At 53.5% G+C, this 23,615-nt stretch carries 21 protein-coding genes; 7 read left to right on the top strand and 14 right to left on the bottom strand.

The features are described from left to right. Window positions 1–24: 24 nt before the first annotated feature. From AC0L7R_RS18520 to AC0L7R_RS18510, 3 genes are read left to right on the top strand one after another with little or no spacing between them, the layout of a single operon-like run. Window positions 25–822 carry an IclR family transcriptional regulator domain-containing protein gene (locus AC0L7R_RS18520; protein ID WP_473660750.1) on the top strand — a complete coding sequence of 266 codons (798 nt, stop codon included), beginning with the start codon at window positions 25–27 and terminating at the stop codon, window positions 820–822. Between the two features lie 23 nt (window positions 823–845). Continuing rightward, a complete protein-coding gene (locus AC0L7R_RS18515) occupies window positions 846–2,012 on the top strand; it encodes a CoA transferase (protein ID WP_473660749.1) in 1,167 nt (388 codons plus the stop codon). Window positions 2,013–2,015: 3 nt separating this feature from the next. Continuing rightward, the gene (locus AC0L7R_RS18510) at window positions 2,016–3,170 is read left to right on the top strand and encodes a CoA transferase (protein WP_473660747.1); all 1,155 of its coding nucleotides are present in this window, start codon (window positions 2,016–2,018) and stop codon (window positions 3,168–3,170) included. 1 nt (window position 3,171) lies between these two features. On the opposite strand, the gene AC0L7R_RS18505 is transcribed toward AC0L7R_RS18510, so the two are convergent. The 9 genes from AC0L7R_RS18505 to AC0L7R_RS18465 all read right to left on the bottom strand — a co-directional run bounded on the left by AC0L7R_RS18505 (window position 3,172) and on the right by AC0L7R_RS18465 (window position 12,976). Further along, window positions 3,172–4,161 carry an ABC transporter permease gene (locus tag AC0L7R_RS18505; protein WP_247129611.1) on the bottom strand — a complete coding sequence of 330 codons (990 nt, stop codon included), beginning with the start codon at window positions 4,159–4,161 and terminating at the stop codon, window positions 3,172–3,174. Further along, entirely contained in the window at window positions 4,151–5,656 is a 1,506-nt protein-coding gene (locus tag AC0L7R_RS18500; protein WP_473660745.1) for an ATP-binding cassette domain-containing protein, read from the bottom strand. Before AC0L7R_RS18500 ends, AC0L7R_RS18505 begins: the two co-directional genes overlap by 11 nt. Then, a complete protein-coding gene (locus AC0L7R_RS18495) occupies window positions 5,653–6,594 on the bottom strand; it encodes an ABC transporter permease subunit (protein ID WP_473660744.1) in 942 nt (313 codons plus the stop codon). The genes AC0L7R_RS18500 and AC0L7R_RS18495 overlap by 4 nt, the downstream gene beginning before the upstream one ends. Window positions 6,595–6,665: 71 nt before the next feature. Beyond that, the gene (locus AC0L7R_RS18490) at window positions 6,666–7,619 is read right to left on the bottom strand and encodes a substrate-binding domain-containing protein (RefSeq protein WP_473660742.1); all 954 of its coding nucleotides are present in this window, start codon (window positions 7,617–7,619) and stop codon (window positions 6,666–6,668) included. A gap of 393 nt (window positions 7,620–8,012) precedes the next feature. Continuing rightward, a complete protein-coding gene (locus tag AC0L7R_RS18485; RefSeq protein ID WP_473660741.1) occupies window positions 8,013–9,221 on the bottom strand; it encodes an enolase C-terminal domain-like protein in 1,209 nt (402 codons plus the stop codon). Between the two features lie 40 nt (window positions 9,222–9,261). Further along, window positions 9,262–10,002: an SDR family oxidoreductase gene (locus tag AC0L7R_RS18480; RefSeq protein WP_473660738.1), complete on the bottom strand. Its 741-nt coding sequence runs from the start codon at window positions 10,000–10,002 to the stop codon at window positions 9,262–9,264. After that, window positions 9,999–10,823, bottom strand: coding sequence for a carbohydrate ABC transporter permease (locus AC0L7R_RS18475; RefSeq protein ID WP_348109362.1), 825 nt, complete (start codon window positions 10,821–10,823; stop codon window positions 9,999–10,001). Before AC0L7R_RS18475 ends, AC0L7R_RS18480 begins: the two co-directional genes overlap by 4 nt. Beyond that, on the bottom strand, window positions 10,820–11,689 hold the full coding sequence (locus AC0L7R_RS18470) for an ABC transporter permease subunit (protein ID WP_473660736.1): 870 nt from the start codon (window positions 11,687–11,689) through the stop codon (window positions 10,820–10,822). The genes AC0L7R_RS18475 and AC0L7R_RS18470 overlap by 4 nt, the downstream gene beginning before the upstream one ends. A 57-nt stretch (window positions 11,690–11,746) precedes the next feature. After that, a complete protein-coding gene (locus AC0L7R_RS18465) occupies window positions 11,747–12,976 on the bottom strand; it encodes an extracellular solute-binding protein (RefSeq protein ID WP_473660734.1) in 1,230 nt (409 codons plus the stop codon). A 193-nt stretch (window positions 12,977–13,169) separates the two neighbouring features. Between AC0L7R_RS18465 and AC0L7R_RS18460 the strand changes: the two genes are divergently transcribed. Then, window positions 13,170–13,823, top strand: coding sequence for an FCD domain-containing protein (locus tag AC0L7R_RS18460; protein ID WP_473660731.1), 654 nt, complete (start codon window positions 13,170–13,172; stop codon window positions 13,821–13,823). A gap of 19 nt (window positions 13,824–13,842) precedes the next feature. Here the strand turns inward: AC0L7R_RS18460 and AC0L7R_RS18455 are convergent, their stop codons facing one another. From AC0L7R_RS18455 to AC0L7R_RS18435, 5 genes are all read right to left on the bottom strand, one after another. Beyond that, window positions 13,843–14,829 (bottom strand): oligopeptide/dipeptide ABC transporter ATP-binding protein, encoded by a 987-nt coding sequence (locus tag AC0L7R_RS18455; protein WP_473660730.1) that lies wholly within the window; start codon window positions 14,827–14,829, stop codon window positions 13,843–13,845. Further along, on the bottom strand, window positions 14,822–15,853 hold the full coding sequence (locus tag AC0L7R_RS18450) for an oligopeptide/dipeptide ABC transporter ATP-binding protein (RefSeq protein ID WP_473660725.1): 1,032 nt from the start codon (window positions 15,851–15,853) through the stop codon (window positions 14,822–14,824). Before AC0L7R_RS18450 ends, AC0L7R_RS18455 begins: the two co-directional genes overlap by 8 nt. Continuing rightward, on the bottom strand, window positions 15,828–16,952 hold the full coding sequence (locus tag AC0L7R_RS18445; protein ID WP_247129623.1) for an ABC transporter permease: 1,125 nt from the start codon (window positions 16,950–16,952) through the stop codon (window positions 15,828–15,830). The genes AC0L7R_RS18450 and AC0L7R_RS18445 overlap by 26 nt, the downstream gene beginning before the upstream one ends. After that, the gene (locus AC0L7R_RS18440) at window positions 16,949–17,932 is read right to left on the bottom strand and encodes an ABC transporter permease subunit (RefSeq protein ID WP_473660720.1); all 984 of its coding nucleotides are present in this window, start codon (window positions 17,930–17,932) and stop codon (window positions 16,949–16,951) included. Before AC0L7R_RS18440 ends, AC0L7R_RS18445 begins: the two co-directional genes overlap by 4 nt. A 130-nt stretch (window positions 17,933–18,062) precedes the next feature. Beyond that, a complete protein-coding gene (locus AC0L7R_RS18435) occupies window positions 18,063–20,003 on the bottom strand; it encodes an ABC transporter substrate-binding protein (protein ID WP_473660718.1) in 1,941 nt (646 codons plus the stop codon). A 341-nt stretch (window positions 20,004–20,344) separates the two neighbouring features. Here AC0L7R_RS18435 and repA point away from each other — a divergent pair, with 341 nt between their 5' ends. From repA to repC, 3 genes are all read left to right on the top strand, one after another. Then, the gene (gene repA, locus AC0L7R_RS18430) at window positions 20,345–21,529 is read left to right on the top strand and encodes a plasmid partitioning protein RepA (RefSeq protein WP_348109369.1); all 1,185 of its coding nucleotides are present in this window, start codon (window positions 20,345–20,347) and stop codon (window positions 21,527–21,529) included. After that, window positions 21,530–22,486: a plasmid partitioning protein RepB gene (repB, locus tag AC0L7R_RS18425; protein WP_473660714.1), complete on the top strand. Its 957-nt coding sequence runs from the start codon at window positions 21,530–21,532 to the stop codon at window positions 22,484–22,486. Window positions 22,487–22,660: 174 nt separating this feature from the next. Continuing rightward, window positions 22,661–23,615, top strand: a 955-nt coding sequence (gene repC, locus AC0L7R_RS18420) for a plasmid replication protein RepC (protein WP_473660711.1), incomplete at its 3' end; no start/stop codon positions are given.

Here is a 23,615-nt window from a genome sequence, read left to right as displayed (position 1 = left end):
CGCGCACATAGGATAGCCAGCCAAATGCCAAAAAAGACCGGAACAAATGACGACAGCAAGGCTGGGAAATCAGCGGTACCTGCCGTCGCAAAGGCGTTTGATATCATCGAATTGCTTGCCGATGTCGAAGACGGTCTGACAATGAACGAAATGGTCGCTGCACTTGGCCGAACTATGGGCGAAATCTACCGCATCGTTGTCTATCTGACCGAACGGGAATTTTTGTCGCAAAACGCCGAGACCGGTAAATACGCGATGACGTTGAAACTGTTCGAACTGTCCCACCGTCACGACCCGACGGATCGGTTGATATCACAGGCGGTTCCGATCCTCGAACGGATCGCGGCACGCACGGAACAATCGTGCCATCTAGGCGTGTTGAACCGCGACAATGTGATGGTTTTAACCTCTGCACCTAGCCCGCGACCGGCTGGATATGCTGTGCGCACAGGTGCGTTATTCCCCGTCGAACGAACGAGTTCGGGCCATGTGATCCTCGCGTTTTCATCACAACAAACGCAAGATCGGTATATCTGCCAGCTCCCCGATACACAGCAACCCGAGGCGGTCAAACGGCTCGCTCTTATTCGCGACAACGGCTTCGAAGATACGGCAAGCACGATGATCCACGGCGTGCGCAATCTTTGCGTGCCAGTGTTTGATGTCCGCGGCATTGCGGCCGCGATTACCACAGGTTTTATCGCGCAAAATGACCCGATTGCGACTGCTGCTGAAACGTTGGACGCATTGCGATCCGCAGCCAATGATCTGTCCCGCCGCCTTGGATACCAGATTGCCGAAAACACCAAATTCTTGCCCTAACTAGGATTAGAAAAGCCATTATCATGCCTGAAAACAGCTCTTCATTGCCACTGAACGGACTTCGCGTTCTGGACTTCGCACAATTTCTGGCAGGGCCCGTCGCGGCCATGCGTCTGTCCGATCTTGGGGCCGAGGTGATTAAGATCGAACGACCACAGGGCGGTGATTTGTGTCGTTCGATGGTGGTGAATGATCAACGCCTTGATGGCGATAGCCTCGTTTTTCATACATTTAATCGCGGCAAGAAAAGTGTAGCTGCTGATCTGAAACAACCTGCCGATCTCGAAAAGGTGCGCGCGCTTATTGCGACGGCTGATGTGATGATCCACAATTTCCGCCCGGGCGTGATGGACCGGATTGGGTTGGGTTATGACGCGGTACGGGAACTGAACCCGCGTCTCGTCTATGGGGCCGTATCGGGCTATGGCACCAACGGCCCTTGGCGTGACAAGCCAGGACAAGATTTGTTGGTTCAGTCCCTGTCAGGCATTTCTCTGCTGAATGGCAACGCCGATGATGGGCCGACCCCAACGGGGTTCGCGATGCTGGATGTCGCGACAGCTGGCAATTTGGTGCAAGGCATCCTCGCGAGCCTTGTCCGGCGCGGCGTAACTGGTCATGGCGGGTTGGTTGAGGTTGACCTGATATCATCGGCGATTGATCTTACATTTGAACAATTCACCTGCTTTTTGAATGACAATGAACAGCAGCCGCGCCGACATGAAACAGGCAACGCGAACCCGTATCAACCTGCGCCCTACGGGGTTTATCAAGCGTCTGACGGCTGGTTTGCCTTCGCGATGACACCGCTTGAAAAAGTCGCAGACCTACTTGGGTCCGCAGAAATCGGTGCTTTCTCGCAGGCAGAGGCATTTTCGAAGCTTGATGAAATCAAAGCGATCGTCGCGAAAATCCTTGTCACCAAACCGGTTCAACATTGGCTAGACATTCTGGAACCTGCAGGCGTTTGGTGTGCGCCGGTTTATGATTGGCCAACCTTTGTTAAATCAGATGGATTTGCGGCCCTCGATCCGGTCCAGACGATGCGCACCACACACGGCACGGAGGCCCGCACGACGCGCTGTCCGATCCGGCTGGATGGTGTGGCGCTCCAGAATTCTGCTGCTGCGCCGGAATTGGGCGCTGACACAGCCACGGTTCTTGACAGCCTGCAAATGTCGCGGCCCTGAAAAATGCAGTGGCCACTAGAAGGACTGCTTGTCATAGACTTTAGCCAGTTTCTGGCTGGCCCTTACGCGTCACTTCGCCTGCAAGATATGGGCGCGCGCGTGATCAAAGTCGAAAATCCCGACGGTGGTGATTTATGTCGGCGGCATTACTTGTCGGAAACGCGCATTGGAACGGATTCGACCCTGTTTCACGCGATCAACCGTGGCAAAGAAAGCGTGACGCTTGATCTGAAATCGCCGTCCGGTTTAGCAAATGCGCTGAAACTAGTGGCAAAGGCTGACGTTGTTATTCAGAATTTCAGACCCAATGTGATTGAACGGTTAGGTCTGGGATACGACACTGTTCGTAAGGTCAATCCAAAGGTCGTCTTTGGTTCAGTCACGGGGTACGGGGCGGACGGCGATTGGGCCGATAAACCGGGTCAAGACCTTCTTGCGCAGGCACGGTCCGGTATCATGTGGCTAAGCGGAAATGCGACCGCAGGTCCCGTTCCTATTGGCCTACCGCTTGCCGATATCAGTACAGGCGCGAATTTGACGACTGCGATTCTAGGTGCGCTGTTGCGTCAGGCACGGACCGGCCAAGGTGCGCATGTCGAAACCAGCTTATTGGAATCGCTGACGGATATGCAGTTCGAACTGCTAACCACTTACTTGAACAATGGTGGCGACCTGCCGCAACGGCTGGATCACGGGTCCGCCCATCGGTACCTTGGTGCGCCGTACGGCGTATTTGAAACGCAAGACGGGCATCTTGCGCTCGCTATGACGCGGTTGGACATTCTTGCAGATGCACTAGAACTGCCCGAAATCGCGGCTATCGACACGGCCCCGAATGCGAGTTTCACGCATCGCAAAAAGATCCATAACCTCATCGCTGGTCGCCTACGGACCCAAGATGCAGCATGGCTTGAGACGCATCTTGGTGGCCACGATATATGGTGCGCAAAAGTCCTGACATGGGACGACATGTTTACCAGCGGATCGTTTCAGGCGCTTGACATGCTACAGGCGATCGATACCCAAGACGCCAAGTCTGCCCAGTTTGTGAAAGCGCCTTTTCGCATGGACGGCGTGCGCCCAGACCTGAACCGCACGGGCCCTACGCTGAACGAGCACAACGCGTCGATCCGAGAAGAATTCGATCTCGGCGATTAGGTCAGCCAGCAATCAACTTTGCGCGTCGGTTTTCCAGCGCCGCGCGTTGGCGCACCGCCGAATACCGATCAATTGCCACCGCAGCCAGCAAAACGGACCCGCGCACGATGTCGTAGATGTAAGGCGACGCATTCATCAGGTTCAAGCCGTTGTCGATCAGGACCAGAAAGATCGCTCCGATCACTGATCCAACTACCGTGCCGGACCCGCCGGTCAGTTTCGTCCCGCCAAGGATCACAGCGGCAATCACGGTAAATTCGATCCCGATCCCGATGCCCGATTGCAAGCCGCCAACGCGGGCGAGCAGGACCAATCCCGCAATGCCGGTGACAAACCCGCTGAAGGCATAGATGGCGATGGTCACCCGCCCCACAGGCAGATTGGTTTCCTTCGCTGACCGTTCGGAATTACCAATCGCGCGCGCATAAACCCCAAGCCGTGTATGGGCCAAAACGTAGACCCCCAAGATCAAAACGACGATGAGGATCAAAATCGGAACAGGAATTCCCCACAGCCGCCCGTTCCCCAAAAATCCCATTTCGCGCGGAACCGGAATGTTCTGTGCCCCGGTCAAATGGATCGCCGCACCGCGGTAAATCGAATAGGTGGCAAGGGTTGTGATCAGTGGCGAAACCGCGAACCTGATAACAAGAAGCCCGTTCAAGGCGCCCAGTGAGGTGGCGCAAATTATCGTCACGACAAATGCAAAAAGGTAGCTTTCGGTGCTCATCATCAGCTGTGCAAAAAGGGCCGATGTGACAAATAGGATTGCACCCACAGAAATATCGATCCCCGCCGTCAGGATGATAAAGGTCATGCCAATTGCCATGATCGACGTCACGCTTGCCTGGACAAGAATGGCTTGGAAATTCGAGAGCGTCAGAAAGACAGGCGACACGGCAGACAGAATGCCACCAAGCACAATTGTCGCCACCGCGATTGCGATCCATTTTTGACGCGAAACCACGTCGCGCAAACCATCAAGCTGCATCACTGGTCCCTTCTGTTGAACTGGCGGCAAGCGAAATGATTTTGACTGAATCGTAATCGTCGCGTTGGAATTCGCCAACAATACGGCCCTTGCGCATAACCACCAATCGGTGCGTTACATGCAGCAATTCAGGCAGATCAGACGAGACAATAATCACGGCTTTGCCTGATTTGGCCAATTCAACAATAGCTTCATGGATGTCGAATTTTGCGCCGATATCCACGCCTTTGGTCGGTTCGTCAAAAATCAGAATGTCCGGCGTTGTCGCCAACCACCGCCCCAGCATAACCTTTTGCTGGTTACCCCCTGACAAGTCGCTGACGTTGTTTTCGATGTGCGGGATGGCGATGTTCATATCTTTGACAATGCTTCGCGCCTTCGTATTTTCGCCAGCAAATCCAAAGCCGCCTATGACGCGCTGGACAAATTTGGTGATCGACGCGGCGGACAAGTTTTCACGCACTGGCCGGTTCAGAAACAGCCCGTTGGTTCGCCTGTCTTCGGTCACGTAGCAAAGGCCCTGCGCCATCATATCCTTCACACGACGCGGTACGCTGGCATCGTTGATCCGCACGTCACCCGACGCGGGGCGCAAACCAAAAATCGCTTCTGCGACTTCCGTTCGTCCAGCACCCATCAAGCCCGCAATCCCTAATATTTCGCCTGCGTTCACTGACAAATTGATGTCACAGAAATCGGCAGAGGACAGCCCGATAACCTCTAAAGCAGGAACTTGCGACGGCTCTGTCAGAACAACTCGCGCATCAGCCATCGTGCGCCCAACCATCATTTCCTCAAGCGATCGTTGGTTCACATCCGCCAGACGCCCCTGCCCCACCTGTTGCCCGTCACGCAAAACGACGAAGCTGTCACAGACGCGGTAGATCTCTTCCATGAAATGGGAAATGAAGACGATAGAAAGACCGCCTTCCTTCAGCTTATCAATGATCGCAAATAGCTTTTCACGTTCGATTGCAGTCAGCGACGTCGTTGGTTCATCGAGAATGAGAACCTTATTGGCATGCAGCAAAGCCTTCGCAATCTCGACGACCTGTTGTTTCCCCGCACCAAGCGTTTCAACCAGCGCATGCGGGTCAATTTCGATGCCGAGAAACTCGATCTGTTTGCGGGCTGTGTCTTGGGTCGCGTTCCAGTCAATGCGGCCGGACTGCCCGGGTAGATCCGCGATGCTGATATTCTCTGCAACGGTCAGGGACCCAAACAACGATAATTCCTGATGGACCGCTGAAATGCCGTGATCTGCGCCAATGACCTTCGGGACAGATTGCCCATCGACTAATATCTCGCCGCTTGTCGGCGTCAGTAGACCGCATAGCATATTCTTGGTTGTCGATTTTCCCGCACCGTTTTCGCCCACAAGCGCCAGCGCTTCACCGGGGACAAGGTCGAACGAAACACTAGACACCACAGTTTTGCCAGCAAAGGCTTTGCTGAGGTCACGAACCGAAACGACAGGATTGGTGGACGTTGTCATGTCTCGCTCCGCTTACCAAATCGCATCGCCATCCATGTGCCGACAAAAATCAAAACACCTTGGATCATCAATTGATCGTAAAACGGGATACCAATCAGGTTCAGCCCGTTTGTCAGGATGGCAAGGATCGCAACCCCCAAGACCGTGCGGCCAACGGATCCTTCCCCGCCCGCCATGCCAGTGCCGCCAAGCACAACTGCCCCAATGATAATCAGCAGCAAGGTGTCCCCGACGCCTGGAATGGCGTTGCCGAGATTTGCGATTGAAATAAAACCTGCGATCCCGCCCATCGCGCCCGAAAACAGATAAACGCTGAACGTCACGAAAGACACGTTGATGCCGCTAAAGCGTGCGGCTTCTGCGTTGGATCCGACAAGCATCACATGACGGCCCCATGTGGTGCGGGCCATCGCGACAAGCGCCACTGCTACAACGATCAGCGCGACAACAGTCAAAGCGGGAATCCCGAACCAGACCATAAATCCAAAGTCTAACATCCAATAAGGTGTGCCTTTGACAGCGATCCCTGCGCTCAAGACAAACGCGATGCCGCGCGCAATCAATTGCGTGGCCATCGTCGTAATGAACGGGGTTAGCTGAAAATACCCGATCAAAATGCCATTCAGGGCACCGAACACCAAACCGGCTGCGACGCCTGTGACGGCGCCTAGCGCAACGCTTCCCGTGGCACCCATCACCAGTCCGGCCATGACAGCGCTGGCGCTGATCACTGTCGAAATCGACAGATCAATACCGCCCGCCAGAAACACAACCGTCATGCCAACAGCTGCGATCAAGACGACAGCATTTGCGCCAAGCATCGCTTCAATGTTTCCTGCCGATGCGAAATACGGTGACAGCAGAGAAAATCCTACCGCCAGCGCGCAGACGATCACTACCGCAGGGTAGGTTCTGATTAGGGAAATCACGGGTTTCATGCGTACGGTCTTCCAATGAACAGCGATGACGCGCCGCACGGATGCGGCGCGTCATCAGTTCGTCTGTGCGATTACTTCGGGGCGCCCCAGATCTTCGCTGCATTCGCTTCCGCATCGGCAGCAGTGTAAAGGTTACCACCCACGTAGTTCGTGCGATCTACCGTTTCGCCATCAAGAATGCGTGCAACAAGATCGACCGCTGTGCGACCCGTCGCGTCAGTGCCCATCACAACAAATGCGTCAGCTGTACCAGACATTACCGCGTCATATCCGTCGCGCGACCCGTTCACGCCGGTGATGATCACGTGACCATCTTCACCCGATGGCACCAAGCGGTCCAGATCAGTCAGAACTGTCTCTACTGCCGGAATATGGGTGTCAGTCGCCGCGAAAACCGCCGCGATGTCTGGCGTTGCTTGAAACGCGTTCTGCGTTCCTGACAATGCACGATCCGATGCCCAATCTGTTGGAACTTCGATAATGTTGACGTTTTCAAGACTTGCGATGCCTTCACGGAAGCCAAGCGAACGGTCGATACCATTCTGATCATTCAACGCGCCAATCAGTTCGACGATGTTGATCTGGCCTTCATAGCTCGCCAGCGCCTCGGCGGTGTATTCCCCCGCAAGACGCCCATCGACCAAAGAGTCAGGTCCAACAAAGGACTGAACAACAGCGCTATCGGGCAGGTCACGGTCATAGGCCACAACAGGAATGCCAGCACGTTTCGCGGCAATCAAGGCGCGTTCAATCGTGTTCTGATCAACGGCACAAACAAGAATTGCGTCAACGCCCTGCGCAATCAAAGATTGAATTTGTGCGTTTTGCTGTTGCGCGTCGCCGTCCGCAACCACTTCAACAACTTCAAATCCGCGATCCGCTGCACCGGCATGAATGCCGTTATTCACTGCGACACGACTTTCAAACAGCTGGTCAACTGAAAGGCCGATGGTGATGTCCTCAGCGGCCGCTTGAGTCGCCGCAACAACTGTAATCGTTGCAAATGCGCCAAATAGTTTTTTCATCCGATTATCCTCCAAAATTCTTCCGGAATATATCCAATCTGCCTCTCCCATGGTCAGTTTGGTCCGTCCAAACAAATGATCCCATCGGATCGCATTAAGCAAGTTCTTTCTAGACGTAGGGCTGAAATTATTGAGACTCGCTCAGCATCACCAGCGAATTTCTATCCCAACCGGGGTGCCCCAACCCAGAAGATAGAGGAGAACCCGCTAGGCTTTATACATTGATAATGAACGAAAAACAGACGCGATACCCGTTCATTGGATCGCTTCATTCAACCTGTAGTCGCACCAGTGTGCAACGATGCAATTGTTCAGAAAGCGCCTTCAGGACTCCCTAAAATCCGAGTGTATCGCTTCATTTTTTGGCACTTTGGTACAACCAGAATCAGAAGATTACCAATTCGTTAACGAACCATCAGGGCGGCGCAGCATGGGCGCGTTCCAAAACTTGAACGACAGTTCTTTGGCGTGGTCTTCATTTACATCGACCCCCAATCCAGCGGCCTGAGGAAGATCAAAGTGGATGCCGTTGCGTTCGTGCTGTGTAGGGAACAAATCGCGGGCATCATCGACGACGTAAACACCATCGGATCCGACCCGCACCTCGAGCCACGCAAAGTTGGGAACCGCAACCGCAAGATGAACGCTAGCCGCTGTGCAAATTGGACCAAGCGGATTGTGCGGCATCAAGTCGACATAATGCGCCTCGCTCATCGCAGCGACCTTTACTGCTTCGGTCAAGCCGCCGACATTACAGACATCGACCCGATTGAACTGGTGGATGTCGCGTTCGATGTAGGGGCGAAAATCCCATTTACTGGAAAATTCTTCGCCGATTGCGAACGGAATGTCAGTCATGCGACGCAAGGCTTCGTAGGCTTCTGGGGTTTCATCCCGAATAGGTTCTTCGATGAAATCAAGCGTGCCAGACGGCATGCGCTGGCAAAACGACGCAGCCTCGGCAACGGACAAACGGTGATGCCAGTCAATACCAATCGCCATCCCCTCGCCCAGTTCTTGTCGCACCTCACGACACATGGCGGCAGTCCGACCGATGTGCGCCCGCGGATCAAACACTTGAAAATCGCTCAGGTCCGGAAAGACGCGAATACAATCCCAACCCTGAGACGCCAGCGACTTGGCCTGTTCCATTGTAGTATCGAACTGTGTGGATGCGGTGCTGGCAAATGTTGGAACTTGGTTGCGATGCTGCCCACCCAAAAGCTGATAAACAGGGACATCCAGCGCTTTACCTTTTATGTCATGCAAAGCGATGTCGATCGCGGAAATAGCAGCTTGCAAAACCCGCCCGCCTTCAAAGTATTGACTGCGGTACAACCGCTGCCAAAGCGCACCGATATCGAATGCGTCCTCGCCTTTCAAAATCTCGGCAAAGTGTTCAAGCGCTCCAATGACCGCTTTTTCACGCCCCGAAAGACCGCTTTCCCCCCAGCCGAAGATACCGCAATCCGTTTCGACTTTTACGATCAGTTGGTTTCGTCCTCCCACCCAAACGGCATAGGGGATGATCGCCGTGATGCGCGGGCGCGACGTAAGCCGCGATATCGTTGCAGGGTTCGGCGCGGCACTTGAAAGGGTCATACTCGGTGTACTCCTGTTGGTCGAAACAGCTTAATAAAAATCATGACAGTCCACCCAATCTGGCTGACATGCCTTGATCCGCCACTATTTCGGATCCGTTGATGGCCGACGATGCATCCGACAAAAGGAAAGCAGCGACTTTGCCGATCTCATCCACCGAATTCACCCGTGCCGTTGCGTGCCATGAATTGAAAGTATCCATCAGGCCGTCCTGGCTTGCCGCAATCGCGGTCACCGCTTCGGTCATTGTCAGTCCGGGCGCCAATGCATTTACGCGGATGTTCTTGGGTCCGAGGCTCCATGCGAGCGCGCGGGTCATTGCGACGATTGCGCCCTTGGTGCCTGCATATGCTTCGTAGTCTTGCGCGCTAGCCTTGGCATGGTTCGATGCGATATTCACGATGGCCCCGTTACCGGATGACGCCAGTTTTGACGTCAGCAGTTTCGTCAGCACCAACAGCGATCGCTGATTGATCGTCCAGAGCTGGTCCATTTCGTCCAGATCAAGCTGCGCCAGCGGTTTTTGAACCGTAATGCCCGCGTTGTTCACCAATCCGTCGCAGCGCAGCAGATCATCTGCTGCACGCGCCAATGCATCGGCATCACTGACGTCAACAAGAACAAATTGACCACCAGCGGCTTCAACCGTTTCTTTGGCATCAGGATTTACGTCAAAGACAGTGACATTTGCACCTGCCGCTACGCATTGCCGCAAAATACCAAGACCAATTCCCGATCCACCGCCGGTCACGACAATAGATTTCCCCGTCAGATCAATCATTTCACAGCCCCCGCCGTTACACCGGCCACAATCCGGCGTTGGAAAATGACGAAGAGAACAAGCAACGGCAGCGACCCAAGAACTGCGGCTGGAAACAGCTGCTCGGGCTGGACATTCAGGTTGCCCAAGAACCGATAAACACTAATCATGACGGTAAATTTTTCAGGCGATGTCAGCAAAAGCAGCGGGTAGGTAAAGTCGTTCCACACCATAAGCATGACAAACAATGACAGCGTCGCCGTTGCAGGCCCAAGCAAGGGGCGAATGATGTACCAGTAGATTTGCCAATCATTGCAATTATCTAGGCGCGCGGCCTCTTCCAACTCTTTCGGGATGGCACCGATGAAGCTGGTATAGAAAAACACGGACAGCGGTAGATTCAGCGCGGTGAACGCCAGAACGATACCAACATAACTGTCGAGCAGCCCAATATTGCGGAAAATAACGTAGATCGGTGTGATCGTCACAAATGGCGGCGTCGCCAAGCCGAGCGCGACCAGCAACAATATCAAACGTGTGAAACCGTTCGTGCGTCGCGCCAGCGGATAGGCCGCCATAGACCCCAGAAAAGCAACCAGAACAGTGACCGCAAGCGTGATGCTGATCGAATTCGCGACGGACCGCAGATAAGGCATGCTCGACAGAACATTGGCGTAATTGCCCAGATATAGCGTTTCGGGAAGGCCAAGCGGCTTTTCGATAATTTCCGTCGCGGTCCGAAATGACATCGCGATCATGTAGATCACTGGCAAAAGCATCCCGACAACGGCGACCACCACAGCGGATTGGGCGATCCAAGAATACAAACGGCGAAAGGTCATGCGTTTTGCTCCTGACGCCGAAGATAGGCATTTTGGATCATCGCCACCGCAACCACGATAAACAACATGATGATCGACAAAGAGGACGCAAAGCCGAATTTGTAGGATCCGAACAGGTTATTCACGATTTCCAGGCTCAGCGTATTCGTCGCGCGATCAGGACCACCGCGCGTCATAATGAATGGCAACTCGAACGTCTTGAGCGTGCCGACAGTGGACAAGATGATGTTGATCGTGAAACTGGATGCCAACAACGGCAGCTCCAAATGGCGGAAGCGTTGCCAGGACGATGCACCGTCTAACCGGCCTGCTTCGTCAATGTCTTGCGGAATACTCGCGAAACCGACGAGGAAAATCGCAGTTGTGTAGCCAACAAACATCCAGACATGGGTAAAGGCGATCGCATACAATGCGGTACTGGGATCACCCAACCAACCGCGCGTCAGGCCTTCAAGGCCAACGGCAGTCAACAGAGCGTTCAACCCGCCAGAATACGGGGAATAGATGAACTGCCAGACATACCCAACGATCACGAATGACATCATCGCAGGCGTAAACAAAACAGCACGGCAGAAATTACGAATTGCGGGCATGCGGTGCAGCAACGCCGCAAACATAAGACCCAACAGCGTTTGCGCAGCAACAACGATGAAAGTGAATTTTAACGTGGTCCAGACCGCGTTCAAATAACGTGACCGATTTAGGAACCTTTCGTAATTGTCCAAACCGATGAATTCCGACGCACCGACGCCTTTAAAGTCGGTAAAGCTCATCTGAACTGTCAACGCGATAGGGTAGATGAAAAAGCAAACGATCACCAACAGTGCTGGCGCCGTGAACCAAAACATACTGACTGATCGTTTCATTGATGGTTTCCCTTACGCGGTCTTAGCTGGTGCGCCCTAAGGCGCACCGCGTCAAAATCACAGGCTGTCTTCGACGGCCTCGTCCCAACGTTCCAAGACGTTTTCGTTCGACTTGTCGGTATCCAGCAAGAACCCGGTCAGACTATCCCAGATTTCGCCTTCCAACGCCTTTGGCCAATCAAGCACGGCGAACGGGTACATAACAACGCCGCCATCGACACGCGCCTGATCGTAGGCCGAGGCCAGATCAGGCAGACCGCTCGCACCGCCCTGAAACGGGCTATAGGCACTTTCCGCATCCAGCATGATTTGCAGGTTTTCAGGATCAGAGAAGAATGCAATGAACCGCGCGGCTTCTTCTCCGTGCTCTGTTTGGGCGCTCATCGACCAACCGATCCCGAACAGATCAAGCGCAACACCACTGTCCTTGCCAGACGGGATCGGTGCAAAACTGTAATCAAGCCCTTCGACACTTGAAAAATCGGCGATGTTCCATGCGCCCTGCGGCATCATGGCAAAGTTGCCAGCTTTGAATTCGGTCAAAGCCGTTGACCATGGATCAAGACCCGCCTGCCCGTCCGGATCGACGCATTTGTTGTCAATCAAGCCACGCACAACGTCCAATGAGGCGTTGAAGCTCTCTGATTCAACGAAGCTCGCCTCGCCCATACCCAATGCCGCGGCATTGTCTGTTTGCTCTAACCCATTGGCGATCACGAAAAGTGGTGCTGAAAAACCGCCCGTAAAGATAAGCGGCCGGATGCCCGCGGCATCAAGCGCCTGACAAGCCGCATGTAGTTCATCAATCGTCGTCGGCGCATTTTCAATGCCTGCCTGTGCAAGCAACCCGTTGTTCACGAAATTACCCATACCGATCACTTCGAGAGGCATGATATAAACGGCATCTCCCGTCGTCACGGATGGCACCAATGATGGTTCCAACCGACCGTACCACTCTGAATCGGTGCCGAGATCTGCAAGCAATCCTGCATCCCCCCAGATCGACACCAAAGGCATGTCCGTCATCATCACGTCAGGCGCGTTATTTCCTTGCAGACGCGGTGGCAGCACAACATCTGTATCCAGTCGGCTGATATACGAAAATTCAACTTTGATATCCGGATTGGCGGCCTCAAAGGCCGACACTAATTCAGCAATACCAGCGGGTTCGGCTTCGTTGCCCTTCCAGCCCGTAACATCAAGTACGACTTGTTGTGCGTTTGCGGTTTGCGCTGCTACGGTCAGGGCCGCAATTGCCGCGCAGGTCATCGAACGGAATAGGGTCATCAAACTTTCCTCCACCATAATTTGATATACTATTTTGATGACTTTGTAATACTTAAGATCAGCAATCAACCAAAATTACAGCACCCTATGCCAATAATTTTGAAAATCCGTGCGATTTCAAATATATTTTATGGCAGTTCGTATTCCGATAAAGTATATAATGACTAAGAAACTCTCCCCGAAAGCAGCTATCATGACCAAAACGAGTGACAGCAGTTCGATATACTCACGCATTCTTGCTGATATCGGCACTGGCCATTTTCCGGGAGGAACGCGTCTGAAGGTGCAAGATCTTGCCAGTCGTTATGGGACGTCCATCATCCCGGTCCGCGAAGCACTGCGCCTGTTGCAGGGCGAAGGCATCGTCACGATTGCCCAGAATAAAGGGGCCACGGTTTCCAGTTTTGACGCGGATTCGCTTCGCGACATTTTTGAAATCCTCCAATTGATGGAGCCCTACTTTGTCGAAACTTTCGCAAGAAGCTGCACAGAAGCGGACCTTTTAGAGCTGGAAAGCCTGCAAACCCAACTTGAATCGGTGCCGGTCGAAGATAAATCTACATTCACCGGTTTGGATTTGCAGTTTCACGAATTCATCGCGCGCAAACATTACAACGGACGCGCCTTTGGCATTTGGCGGCTGCAACGCCGCATTCTGAACGCGCTTGCTATGAGCGTGCCGATTTCGCGCGCGCGCCACATCGAAATTTTGCAAGAACATCGCGATCTTATCACGGCCTTTCGCGAAAACGACATGAAGCGTGCAGTGGACTGCATCAAAGACCATGTGCGCGGCGCCGGCGATCAGATGTATCTACAACTGAAGACAAATCGCTTGCGCGACTAACGTCATGTGATCCCCCGCCCTATATTTCGCCCGCGAAATGGCAAAGGACGTCGGCGCCTGCGATTTTGCGCGCTGTCGGCGCAGTCGTATGGCACAATTCCTGCGCATGTGGACAACGTGACGCGAACTTGCACCCCGTACCGGTTTTCCCTTCTTCCGCCAAAGCAACTGGCGTCTTGCGGGTCTTCGTACGTGCGCGCGGATCAGGAACCGGCACTGCCGCAAGCAACGCGCGGGTATAGGGATGTCTTGGCGTCTCAAAAAGTTCTTCGGTGGTGGCGAGTTCCACAATTTGCCCCAGATACATCACAGCAATCCGGTCGCAAATATGTTCAACAACGGCGAGGTCATGCGCGATGAAAATATACGTCAGGTCATGCATTTCCTGCAAATCCTGCATAAGGTTCAGGGTCTGTGCCTGAATAGAAACATCCAGCGCTGAGACAGCTTCATCAGCAATGACGACTTCGGGATTTGTCGCGAGAGCACGTGCAATCCCCAACCGCTGTCGTTGACCGCCCGAAAACGCGTTCGGATACCGCAGCAGAAATTCAGGACGCAAGCCAACTTGCTCAAGCAGTTCCGATACGCGATCCGCCAACCGCTTTCCGCGCAGCCCTTCGGATTGCTGCAGACACTGCCCGACAATGTCTATCACGCGCAAACGTGGGTTCAACGACGACTGCGGGTCTTGAAAAACCATGCGCATGTCCCGCCAAATATCCGTCAGCGACTTGCGATCACAGGACACAAGTTCCACGCTAGGTTTGTCTTTACGGTTGAACGCAATTGTGCCGCCCGATGGTTGCAGAATCCGCATAACACAGCGCCCAAGCGTGGTTTTGCCCGATCCGCTTTCTCCAACAATCCCGAAGGTTTCACCTCGGACGACGTCGAACGACACATCGTCAACGGCACGCACAACATCGGTGGATTTCCCAAAGAACCCTCCCCCGATCGGGAAGTGCATCTGCAGGTTCTCAACTTTGATGATCGTCTCAGACATCTGCACGCGCCTCTGAATGAAGGAAACAAGCCACCTTGCCATTGTCCTTTGGTGTCAATGCAGGCGTGGCGACGTCGCATGTGCCAGCCATATAATGATCGCAACGGGTTCGAAACGAACACCCGGACGGACAGGCAAGCGGATGCGGCACCATACCCCTGATCGCAGGAAGCCGATCTTGTTTGGCACCGCCGATCCGTGGAACCGATTCTAGCAAGGCCTGCGTATAAGGGTGCTGCGGGTTGTCAAAAATCGAATAGACATCTCCAAATTCAACCACTTTGCCCATGTACATCACAGCAACGTCTTCGGCGACTTCGGCAACAACACCCAAATCATGCGTAATCAACATGACGCCCATTTCCAGTTCGTCTTTCAGCTCTGCGATCAAATCTAGAACCTGTGCCTGCGTTGTGACATCCAATGCTGTTGTCGGTTCATCCGCGATCAGTAGTTTCGGCTGGCAGGATAGGGCCATCGCGATCATTGCACGCTGCCGCATGCCGCCTGACAGCTCGAACGGGTAGGATTCGAACCGTTCCGCTGGTTTGGGAATACCTACGCGGGCGAGCTGTTCGATCGCCTCTTCTTTCGCTTCGGCCTTTGTCATTTTGCGATGCAGATGCAGTGTTTCCGTGATTTGCTTGCCAATCTTCGTGATCGGACCCAGCGACGACATGGGTTCCTGAAAGATCATCGCAATGTCTTGCCCGCGAATACGCCGCAGTTGCTTGGATCCCGCGCGCGCTGTGGCAAGATCAAGCGTTTCACCTTCGGCGTTGCGGTATGTGATCGACCCGGCAACGATCTTTCCGGGGTTATCAACGATCCGCAAAATAGACCGCGCCATAATGGATTTGCCACTGCCGCTTTCGCCGAGAATACAAAGCGTGCGATTGCGATGAACATCGAGATTCACTCCGTCCACGGCTTTGATCACGCCATCATCGGTGAAAAAATGGGTCTTGAGTCCCCGAATTTCGATCATTGGGTCTGTATCAATGGGCATGTGGGTCTGCGGCATCACGAAGGCCGTCTCCTAGGAAATTAAGCGCAAGGACAGCAATCACGATCATGCTTCCGGGTGCGATCAGCAACCAAGGTGCTTCGACCATGGTCCGAATGTTCTGGGCTTCTTTCAACAGCGTGCCCCAACTGATAATGGGCGGTTGCAACCCGATCCCCAAGAACGACAGCGACGTTTCGGCAAGGATCATCAACGGCACCGCCAAAGTGAGCGACGCAATGATGTGGCTAGAAAAGCTGGGCACCATATGACGGCGGATCACAGCCCAATCGCTAAGCCCGTCAAGCCGTGCTGCGGTGATGAAATCTTCATTGCGCAGCGACAGGAATTTGCCGCGCACCTCGCGCGCCAGTGAGGTCCAGCCGATCATCGAAACAATCAGCATGACAACAAAATATGTGCGAAGCGGTGGCCATCCCAATGGAATTGCCGCTGCAAGGCCCATCCAAAGTGGGATCGTCGGAATTGACCGTAAAAACTCGATCAACCGCTGGATAACGTTATCGACCCAACCACCGTAGTAGCCAGAGATGCCGCCAAGCGACACGCCGATGACAAGCGAAATGAGAACACCCACCAATCCGATGGACATCGACACCCGCGTTCCCATCACAATCCGGCTTAGAATGTCGCGACCAAGGCGATCTGAGCCAAGCAGGTAAAATGTATCACTGGGGTCAATCGGGCCGAAGAAATGGCGATCCGTCGGGATGAATCCCAACAGGTCGTATTCAAATCCGGTCACAAAGAATCCCAACGGGATGATTTCATCGGGATCGTCTGCGTAAGATCGGCGCATCGTAGCCTGATCAATCTGCATCTTTCGCGCTTTTGCATGCAACTGAAAGTCGCGTCCGCCATCAGGCGTTTCGACGAACAGGTGTATCCCCTGCGGAGGCGCAAAAATGCCGCGCCTATTTGTTTCGTCTGGCGCTTGAGGGGCGATAAATTCACCAAAAATCGCCATGAGATAGATAAATCCCGTCAGCCAAAGGCTGAAATACGCGACCTTATGGCGGCGAAACTTGCGCCACATCAGCGCCCTTGGGCTTAACAGTAAAGGTGCGGCAACAGTGTCGGTTTGTGTTTCGGTCATTGGTAACGGATCCTTGGGTCAATCCATGCCAGAAGAACATCGGAAATCAGTGTGCCTATCACGGTCAACATGCTGACGATCAGGATCAGCGATCCGGCAAGATACATGTCCTGCACCAGCAAGGCGCGCAGCAATAGGGGGCCGGTTGTGGGTAGGTTCATCACCACCGCGACGATAATTTCGCCCGACACAAGGGTCGGCAAAATCCAACCGATCGTTGAAACAAACGGGTTCAGCGCGACACGCACCGGATATCGCATCAGCAATTGGAATTCGGACATGCCTTTCGCGCGGGCGGTCACGACATAGGGACGGTTAAGTTCGTCCAGCAGATTTGCGCGCATAATGCGGATCAAAGCGGCGGCGCCGGACGTCCCGACGACGACAATCGGCATCCAGATGTGTTTGATAAGATCGACAAATTTGTCCCAGCTCCACGGCTGATCCAGATACTCTGGACTGACCAGACCACCGACAGATTGGCCGAAATACTTGAACGACACATACATCATTACCAGCGCTAGCAAGAAATTCGGGACCGCAAGGCCCACAAAACCAAAGAACGTCGCCGTGTAATCGCCAACCGAATACTTGCGTACGGCCGAATAGATGCCAATCGGCAGCGCGGTGATCCAAATGAACAAGAGGGTCAGGATCGAAATGCCGAATGTCCAGCCCAAGCGATCCCAGATCAGGTCGTTCACAGGCACGTTTTTCTCGAACGAAATGCCGAAATTGAAGTGAAACAGAATACCCTTCATCCACTTCAGGTACTGCACGTACATAGGTTGCCCGAGACCATATTGGTCACGCAGGGACTGCATTGTCCCCTCGTCCAAGCCACCACTGTCGTTCAGCTCTGCGGCAAGCGTATCAAGGTAATCACCCGGCGGAAGTTGGATGATCGCAAAGGTAACGACAGAAACTAAAAAGACGGTCGGTATCATGTAAACGATACGTCGAAAAAGAAATCCGAGCATGACGTGTCCTTTAGGCGGTGCGTCGCGTGTCTTGAAAATCGTAGCAGAGCTTAATCCGGGAGGACCATGGACAAAGCTCTGCTACCTTTCAGCATCCGGCTACAAAATGCAGCCGAACGCGGGTTACTTTTCAGCGGAGATTATCGCCGCCCTCAAAGTAAAACTGTGCCGTATAGGGCGCCGGCGTCCAAAGCTGTCCGGCAATCGGCATCGGGTCAGGATAGTTGCGCAAATTCTCGCGTGCGATCCCATACGCCCCATCACTTTGCATCAAGCCAATCGTCAATAGCTGGCCAGCAGCCTGATCAATCAGGCTTTTCAACGCAGTTTCTTGGACTGCAGGGTCAGCAGACCCTGTGACACCTTCATATGCTTCGAACAAAGCTTTGATATTGGCTGGTGGTTCAGTACCCGTTGTCGGATCAACACCCCATGCAGCCCATTCAGGTGCCCAATATACCGCCTGACCACGTGGCAGGTAGCAATCTGGGTTTGTATAGGCGTCGTTCAGACCGCCCGGACAGTTCCAGATATAGCCGTCATGTTCAGCGTTGGATGCGACTTCCTGCAGACGAGACCGATCACTTGCACGAACCTGAATATCCAAACCAACGTCCGCTGCGTAACCGGACACCAGTTCCATAACGTCAGGATATTGGAACCCGAACACATCAGCGACAAGGAACACCAAAGTCAGACGTTCACCATCAGGTCCTAACCGGAACCCGTCATCGTCTTTTTGATCCAGACCCATACCGTCAAGCAACGCGCTTGCTGCATCAGGATCAAAGTCCGTGTATTGTGTGGACCATTCTTCGTTATAGAGCGGCGACAATGGATGCGGTGATGTTTGAACCGCATTACCGACACCCAGATAGACCAGATCAATGATCTCCTGACGGTCAATCGCGTGGCTCAATGCCTGACGGAATTCGAACGTGTTTACGATTTCGTTCTTAACCGGATCAGGGTTATTCAGGTTCAACATCAAGGCAGCTTGCGATGCGGTGATATCGCCAACCTGATAGAAACCGTACTGACCACGGTCCTTATTATCGGTCAGCGCTGCAAGGTTCGCAGGGCGACCAATGTGACGCGCCATATAGTCGATTTCGCCGTTAAACGCCTTTAGCAGGATCGATTCAGGGTCTTCGACCTGATCCCACGTCACGCGATCAATATAGGGGAGCTGGTTCCCCTCGCCGTCAACTTTCCAGTAGTACGGGTTACGCTCTGCGACCATCCGGTCGGTTGAACCGTAGGCCTCGACGATGTGCCACGGGTGTAGCGTCGGACGGTCAGCGTTCTGCCAGAAAATCGGCGTATGCATCGGACCGGCACGCAGGTTGAACAATGATACCCAATCAGCTGCAGCAGGTTCAGCATCAACAAGCGCCTGAATGTCGGAATTGTAATCCGCATGGAACTGTTCAAGGTAGTGGCGCGGATAGTTCACGGTGTAATAGCCGAACCCGTATGCGAGGTTCTGCAAGAACAATCCATTGGCCTCACCGAATTTGAACTCAACAGTATTTTCGTCGATCTTTGTGACTTCGACGGGGCCGCTCGCGCCTGTATACATCGGGTGTTTCGATGGCGTCAGCCGCTCATCGGAAAACACTTCGTACCAGAACATGATGTCATCCACGGTGAATGGTTCACCGTCAGACCACTTCATGCCATCGCGCAGATTGAACGTGAACGTCGTCGCATCTTCGGAAACCGTATAGCTTTCCGCGATATTCGTTTCGACCGTTGACCAATCGGCGCTCCAGCGTACCAGGTTTTCGTTACTGATAAGGCGGACCATGTTGTGCTGGTCGCCCCCGCCAAGAATAGCGCGGCGCAACGTCCCGCCATATTCACCAATACTGTCTAGCGTTTCTTGGACCATTGGGCTGGCTGGCAACCGGTCCTCGATCGCTGGCAATGCACCTGATGCGACCAAATCAGCGAGACCTGGCGCCTCTTGATAGTCTTGTGCAATCGCGGGCAGCGCGCCCGCAACAGCCAAGCATAGCGCAGCGGAACCGCTCGCTAGCGCTCGCTTTAATGTAACCTGAGTCCTCATGTCTTATCCTCCATTAGCATAAGTGACAGCATTATGAATGATGCCAGCGCGACCTCCCCGCCGCTTTAATTATACTATCGATATAATATAATATATTAACCGTAGTTCTTTCCCTATCCAAAATGCAAGAATTAATTTACCACCTATTCAAGACGGCACCGTCACGTCCTGAGGCCACTGGTCAGTGTATGTGGTCATTCATCGTATGAAACTGGTTGAACTTTCCGTCCGCCTCTTGCCTGAAAGAGGAATCAGTTGCGCGCGCCACAAAGTTTGCGCTATAGAAACGCTAAACAACAAGATGACGCTGCAAAGCGTTACCAAATCAGCGGTGGACAACCATGCCTGAGCGACAGGGGCGTATCGAAATTAATACCCGCATTCGTGAGAATGCGGAACACCTCGCTGCGGCGCTTGAAGACCATATGCACAAGGTCTTTGCCCCAGATGCGCGCAAAGAATTGCGCCTGTTTACTGCGGGTGAAACAGCAGATCTTCTTGGTATCTCAACCAGTTTCCTACGCAAGCTACATTTCGAAGAAAAACTACCCGAAGTAGAGTCTACTGCAGGCGGAAGACGGCTTTATCACGCGTCCGACGTCCAAGCGATTCGCGACATATTAGAGTCTAATGCTAAGACAAAAGGCACCTATCTGCGTGGACGGCGCGGTGATGATCCGGTTCAGGTCTTATCGTTCCTCAACTTCAAAGGTGGATCGGGTAAAACAACCAGTGCCGTGCACACGTCCCAATGGCTCGCCCTACGGGGCTATAAGGTGTTGGTCGTCGATATTGATCCGCAGGCATCGCTCACAACGCTATTCGGATACCGGCCAGAGGTCGACTTTCTCGAAAGCGGAACAATTTACGACGCGATCCGCTATGATGACCCCCTGCCCTTGTCAGACGTTATCCAAAAGACGTTTTTCACGGGTATCGATCTCGCTCCGGGCGGGTTGCTTTTGCAAGAATTCGAACATGAAACACCGCAAGCCTTGCGTACAAATGTACAGCCACCGTTCTTTGCACGACTGGCAACTGTCCTTCAGACTGTAGAACAAGACTACGATGTCATCATCTTCGATTGCCCGCCGCAGCTAGGATACCTGACGATGTCCGCGCTTTGCGCGTCGACAGGCGTTCTGATTACGATTGTGCCGAATATGCTCGACGTGGCGTCGATGTCCCAATTCTTACAAATGAGCGCGGATTTACTTGATGTCGTCTCTGACGCGGGCGCAGACATGCAGTTCGATTTCATGCGGTTTCTGATCAATCGTCACGAACCGAACGATGGTCCGCAGCAACAGGTCGTCGCGTTCCTGCGGCAGCTGTTCGGTGACGACGTCATGGTCGCCCCGATGTTGAAATCCACCGCGATTTCAGATGCAGGCCTGACCCAACAAACCATTTTCGAAGTGGAACGCAGCCAATTTCACCGCAACACCTACGACCGTGCGGTGGATTCACTCAATCTTGTTTGCCAAGAGGTCGAACAGCTGCTGCAAACCGCATGGAGACGATAGATGGCACGCAAAGGCATTCTGAGCAGTAACATTCCGACGGGTACCCGTTCCAAACCGGCGGCGCGGCCCCCTGCCCCATCGCGCGGCACCGTTGGTGCCTTGCAATCGTCACTGAGCAAACTGCAGGAGAACGCGGTCCAAGAAATCAGTGCCGACCTAATCGAAGATGCAGGTGTTGAAGACCGACTAGGTTTTAGCGGCGAGGCCCACAAGCAACTCAAGGACAGTCTGGAAACCTACGGACAGCAGGTGCCTGTGCTTTTGCGCCCGCATTCCACAAAGACCGGCCACTATGAAATCGTTTATGGTCGCAGGCGTCTCAAAGCGTTGAAAGATCTTGGACTGCCCGTGAAAGCTATGGTGCGTCAGCTTGACGACCACGCTTTGATCATGGCGCAGGGTCAAGAAAACACCGCGCGACAGGATCTGAGTTTTATCGAAAAGGCATCATTTGCAGCCCAGCTGCAGGACATGAACTATGACCGGCAGACAATTGCCGCGGCGCTTTCGATTGATCTGCCGATGGTATCGCGTATGTTGAAGATCGGCACGGCGTTCACCCTACCCTTTTTGCGTAACATTGGATCCGCCCCAAGCATTGGGCGCGACCGCTGGGCAACTTTGGCCAAGGCGATGGAAGCAGACGGCGCATCGAACCGCGTGGACGCTTTCATGCGCACGCCGGACTTTGCGACCTTGTCATCAAATGACCGCTTTGAGGCCGCGCTGAAACGTGCTGCAGCCCCAAAGCCTGCAAAGGCACTCACCAAGCCTCGCACGCTGCGCACCGCAGATGGCAAGGCTCTTGCCGATATCAAACAAACTACACGGGGCGTCACGTTGAACATCCCATCGCGCACGGCTGACGGCTTTGACACGTGGTTCAACGCCAACGCCGATGCGGTGCTACAAGACCTTCACGACCAATGGACCAAATCCACTGACGCGGAGCAATGAAACAAAAAACAGGAGAGGCACGAGCAGACCGACAATAAAAGAAAAGCCCCCCAGGATTGATCCCGGAAGGCCATTCTCGATCTTCGCACTTTTGAGATAGCCCCGAACCGCGCATCCTGTCAACGCTGCATCACTGTGCGGCGACGGGTAAATATTGTCTTTCGTGAAATTATTATGAAACATGAACGCCAAACGCAGTTTGGGCGAACGACACATGCTGTCCAATCGTCCGATGTGACCCTTGTTGATAAGTGGCAAGCACTGCAAGATTTAGCGGATTGCGCGGAAACGTTGGAATTGAACCACCGCACCTTGAGCGTACTACGCGCACTGCTGACATTTCACCGCGATCGCGACATCGACCCGGAGCCACTGAGCACTGTAGTTTTCCCATCCAACAAGACATTGTCACATCGCCTGAATGGCATGCCGGAAAGCACCTTACGGCGGCATCTGTGCAAGCTTGTGGCATCTGGCGTTGTCATCCGGCACGACAGCGCCAATCGCAAACGGTTCAAGCGCAGGGCAGGGGTGGCCTACGGGTTCGACCTCGCACCTTTGGCGCAGAACGCAGCTTACATTGCATCTATCGCGGATCAGGCGCGTGAAAAACGTGACCGGCTGGCAAATTTGCGTGACCACATCGCACAGCTGCGCGAAACGCTTCTAAACGACAATGGGCCATGTGAAATCACAGAAGAGGCCCGCGTCATTTTACGCCGCAAACCTGACGAGGCTGTTTTGAATGCTCTGAAGGCACGTCTTGAAGGTCAGATAGAGACGGTCACCACGGCGAAAATGAACGGTCGTGACAACCAAAATGAGCGGCACATACAATCTGAATCTTTAATATGCTCTGATCAGGTTGTAAAAAAAGAAGAACACAATAGCACAACAAGCGACAGCGCTTTGGTGCGACTGTTAGAGCAATGCAAAGAATACAAGCTCTACTTTCCCGATCCTGTGCGACACTGGAACGATGCATTCAAGATTGCTAGCCAACTCACGGGGATGATGGGCATTGATCAAGCGGTGTTCTTACAAGCTGTATCTAGGATAGGTAAGAAGAAAAGCGTCATCGCGATCTTTCAGATATTGGACCACCTGCCTACGATTGACAATCCGGGTG

Source organism: Yoonia sp. D2-7 (assembly GCF_055809435.1).
The sequence above is the reverse complement of the archived record's forward strand: the minus strand, read 5'-3'. Positions and strand labels throughout refer to the sequence as shown.

Coding starts and splice junctions, on each gene's coding strand:
- AC0L7R_RS18510 (WP_473660747.1), top strand. CDS start 2,016: ATGCAGTGGCCACTAGAAGGACTGCTTGTCATAGACTTTAGCCAGTTT.
- repA (WP_348109369.1), top strand. CDS start 20,345: ATGCCTGAGCGACAGGGGCGTATCGAAATTAATACCCGCATTCGTGAG.
- AC0L7R_RS18475 (WP_348109362.1), bottom strand. CDS start 10,823: ATGACCTTTCGCCGTTTGTATTCTTGGATCGCCCAATCCGCTGTGGTG.
- AC0L7R_RS18505 (WP_247129611.1), bottom strand. CDS start 4,161: ATGCAGCTTGATGGTTTGCGCGACGTGGTTTCGCGTCAAAAATGGATC.
- repB (WP_473660714.1), top strand. CDS start 21,530: ATGGCACGCAAAGGCATTCTGAGCAGTAACATTCCGACGGGTACCCGT.
- AC0L7R_RS18455 (WP_473660730.1), bottom strand. CDS start 14,829: ATGTCTGAGACGATCATCAAAGTTGAGAACCTGCAGATGCACTTCCCG.
- AC0L7R_RS18500 (WP_473660745.1), bottom strand. CDS start 5,656: ATGACAACGTCCACCAATCCTGTCGTTTCGGTTCGTGACCTCAGCAAA.
- AC0L7R_RS18445 (WP_247129623.1), bottom strand. CDS start 16,952: ATGACCGAAACACAAACCGACACTGTTGCCGCACCTTTACTGTTAAGC.
- AC0L7R_RS18520 (WP_473660750.1), top strand. CDS start 25: ATGCCAAAAAAGACCGGAACAAATGACGACAGCAAGGCTGGGAAATCA.
- AC0L7R_RS18480 (WP_473660738.1), bottom strand. CDS start 10,002: ATGATTGATCTGACGGGGAAATCTATTGTCGTGACCGGCGGTGGATCG.
- AC0L7R_RS18490 (WP_473660742.1), bottom strand. CDS start 7,619: ATGAAAAAACTATTTGGCGCATTTGCAACGATTACAGTTGTTGCGGCG.
- AC0L7R_RS18435 (WP_473660718.1), bottom strand. CDS start 20,003: ATGAGGACTCAGGTTACATTAAAGCGAGCGCTAGCGAGCGGTTCCGCT.
- AC0L7R_RS18515 (WP_473660749.1), top strand. CDS start 846: ATGCCTGAAAACAGCTCTTCATTGCCACTGAACGGACTTCGCGTTCTG.
- AC0L7R_RS18495 (WP_473660744.1), bottom strand. CDS start 6,594: ATGAAACCCGTGATTTCCCTAATCAGAACCTACCCTGCGGTAGTGATC.
- AC0L7R_RS18465 (WP_473660734.1), bottom strand. CDS start 12,976: ATGACCCTATTCCGTTCGATGACCTGCGCGGCAATTGCGGCCCTGACC.
- AC0L7R_RS18440 (WP_473660720.1), bottom strand. CDS start 17,932: ATGCTCGGATTTCTTTTTCGACGTATCGTTTACATGATACCGACCGTC.
- AC0L7R_RS18485 (WP_473660741.1), bottom strand. CDS start 9,221: ATGACCCTTTCAAGTGCCGCGCCGAACCCTGCAACGATATCGCGGCTT.
- AC0L7R_RS18450 (WP_473660725.1), bottom strand. CDS start 15,853: ATGCCGCAGACCCACATGCCCATTGATACAGACCCAATGATCGAAATT.
- AC0L7R_RS18470 (WP_473660736.1), bottom strand. CDS start 11,689: ATGAAACGATCAGTCAGTATGTTTTGGTTCACGGCGCCAGCACTGTTG.
- AC0L7R_RS18460 (WP_473660731.1), top strand. CDS start 13,170: ATGACCAAAACGAGTGACAGCAGTTCGATATACTCACGCATTCTTGCT.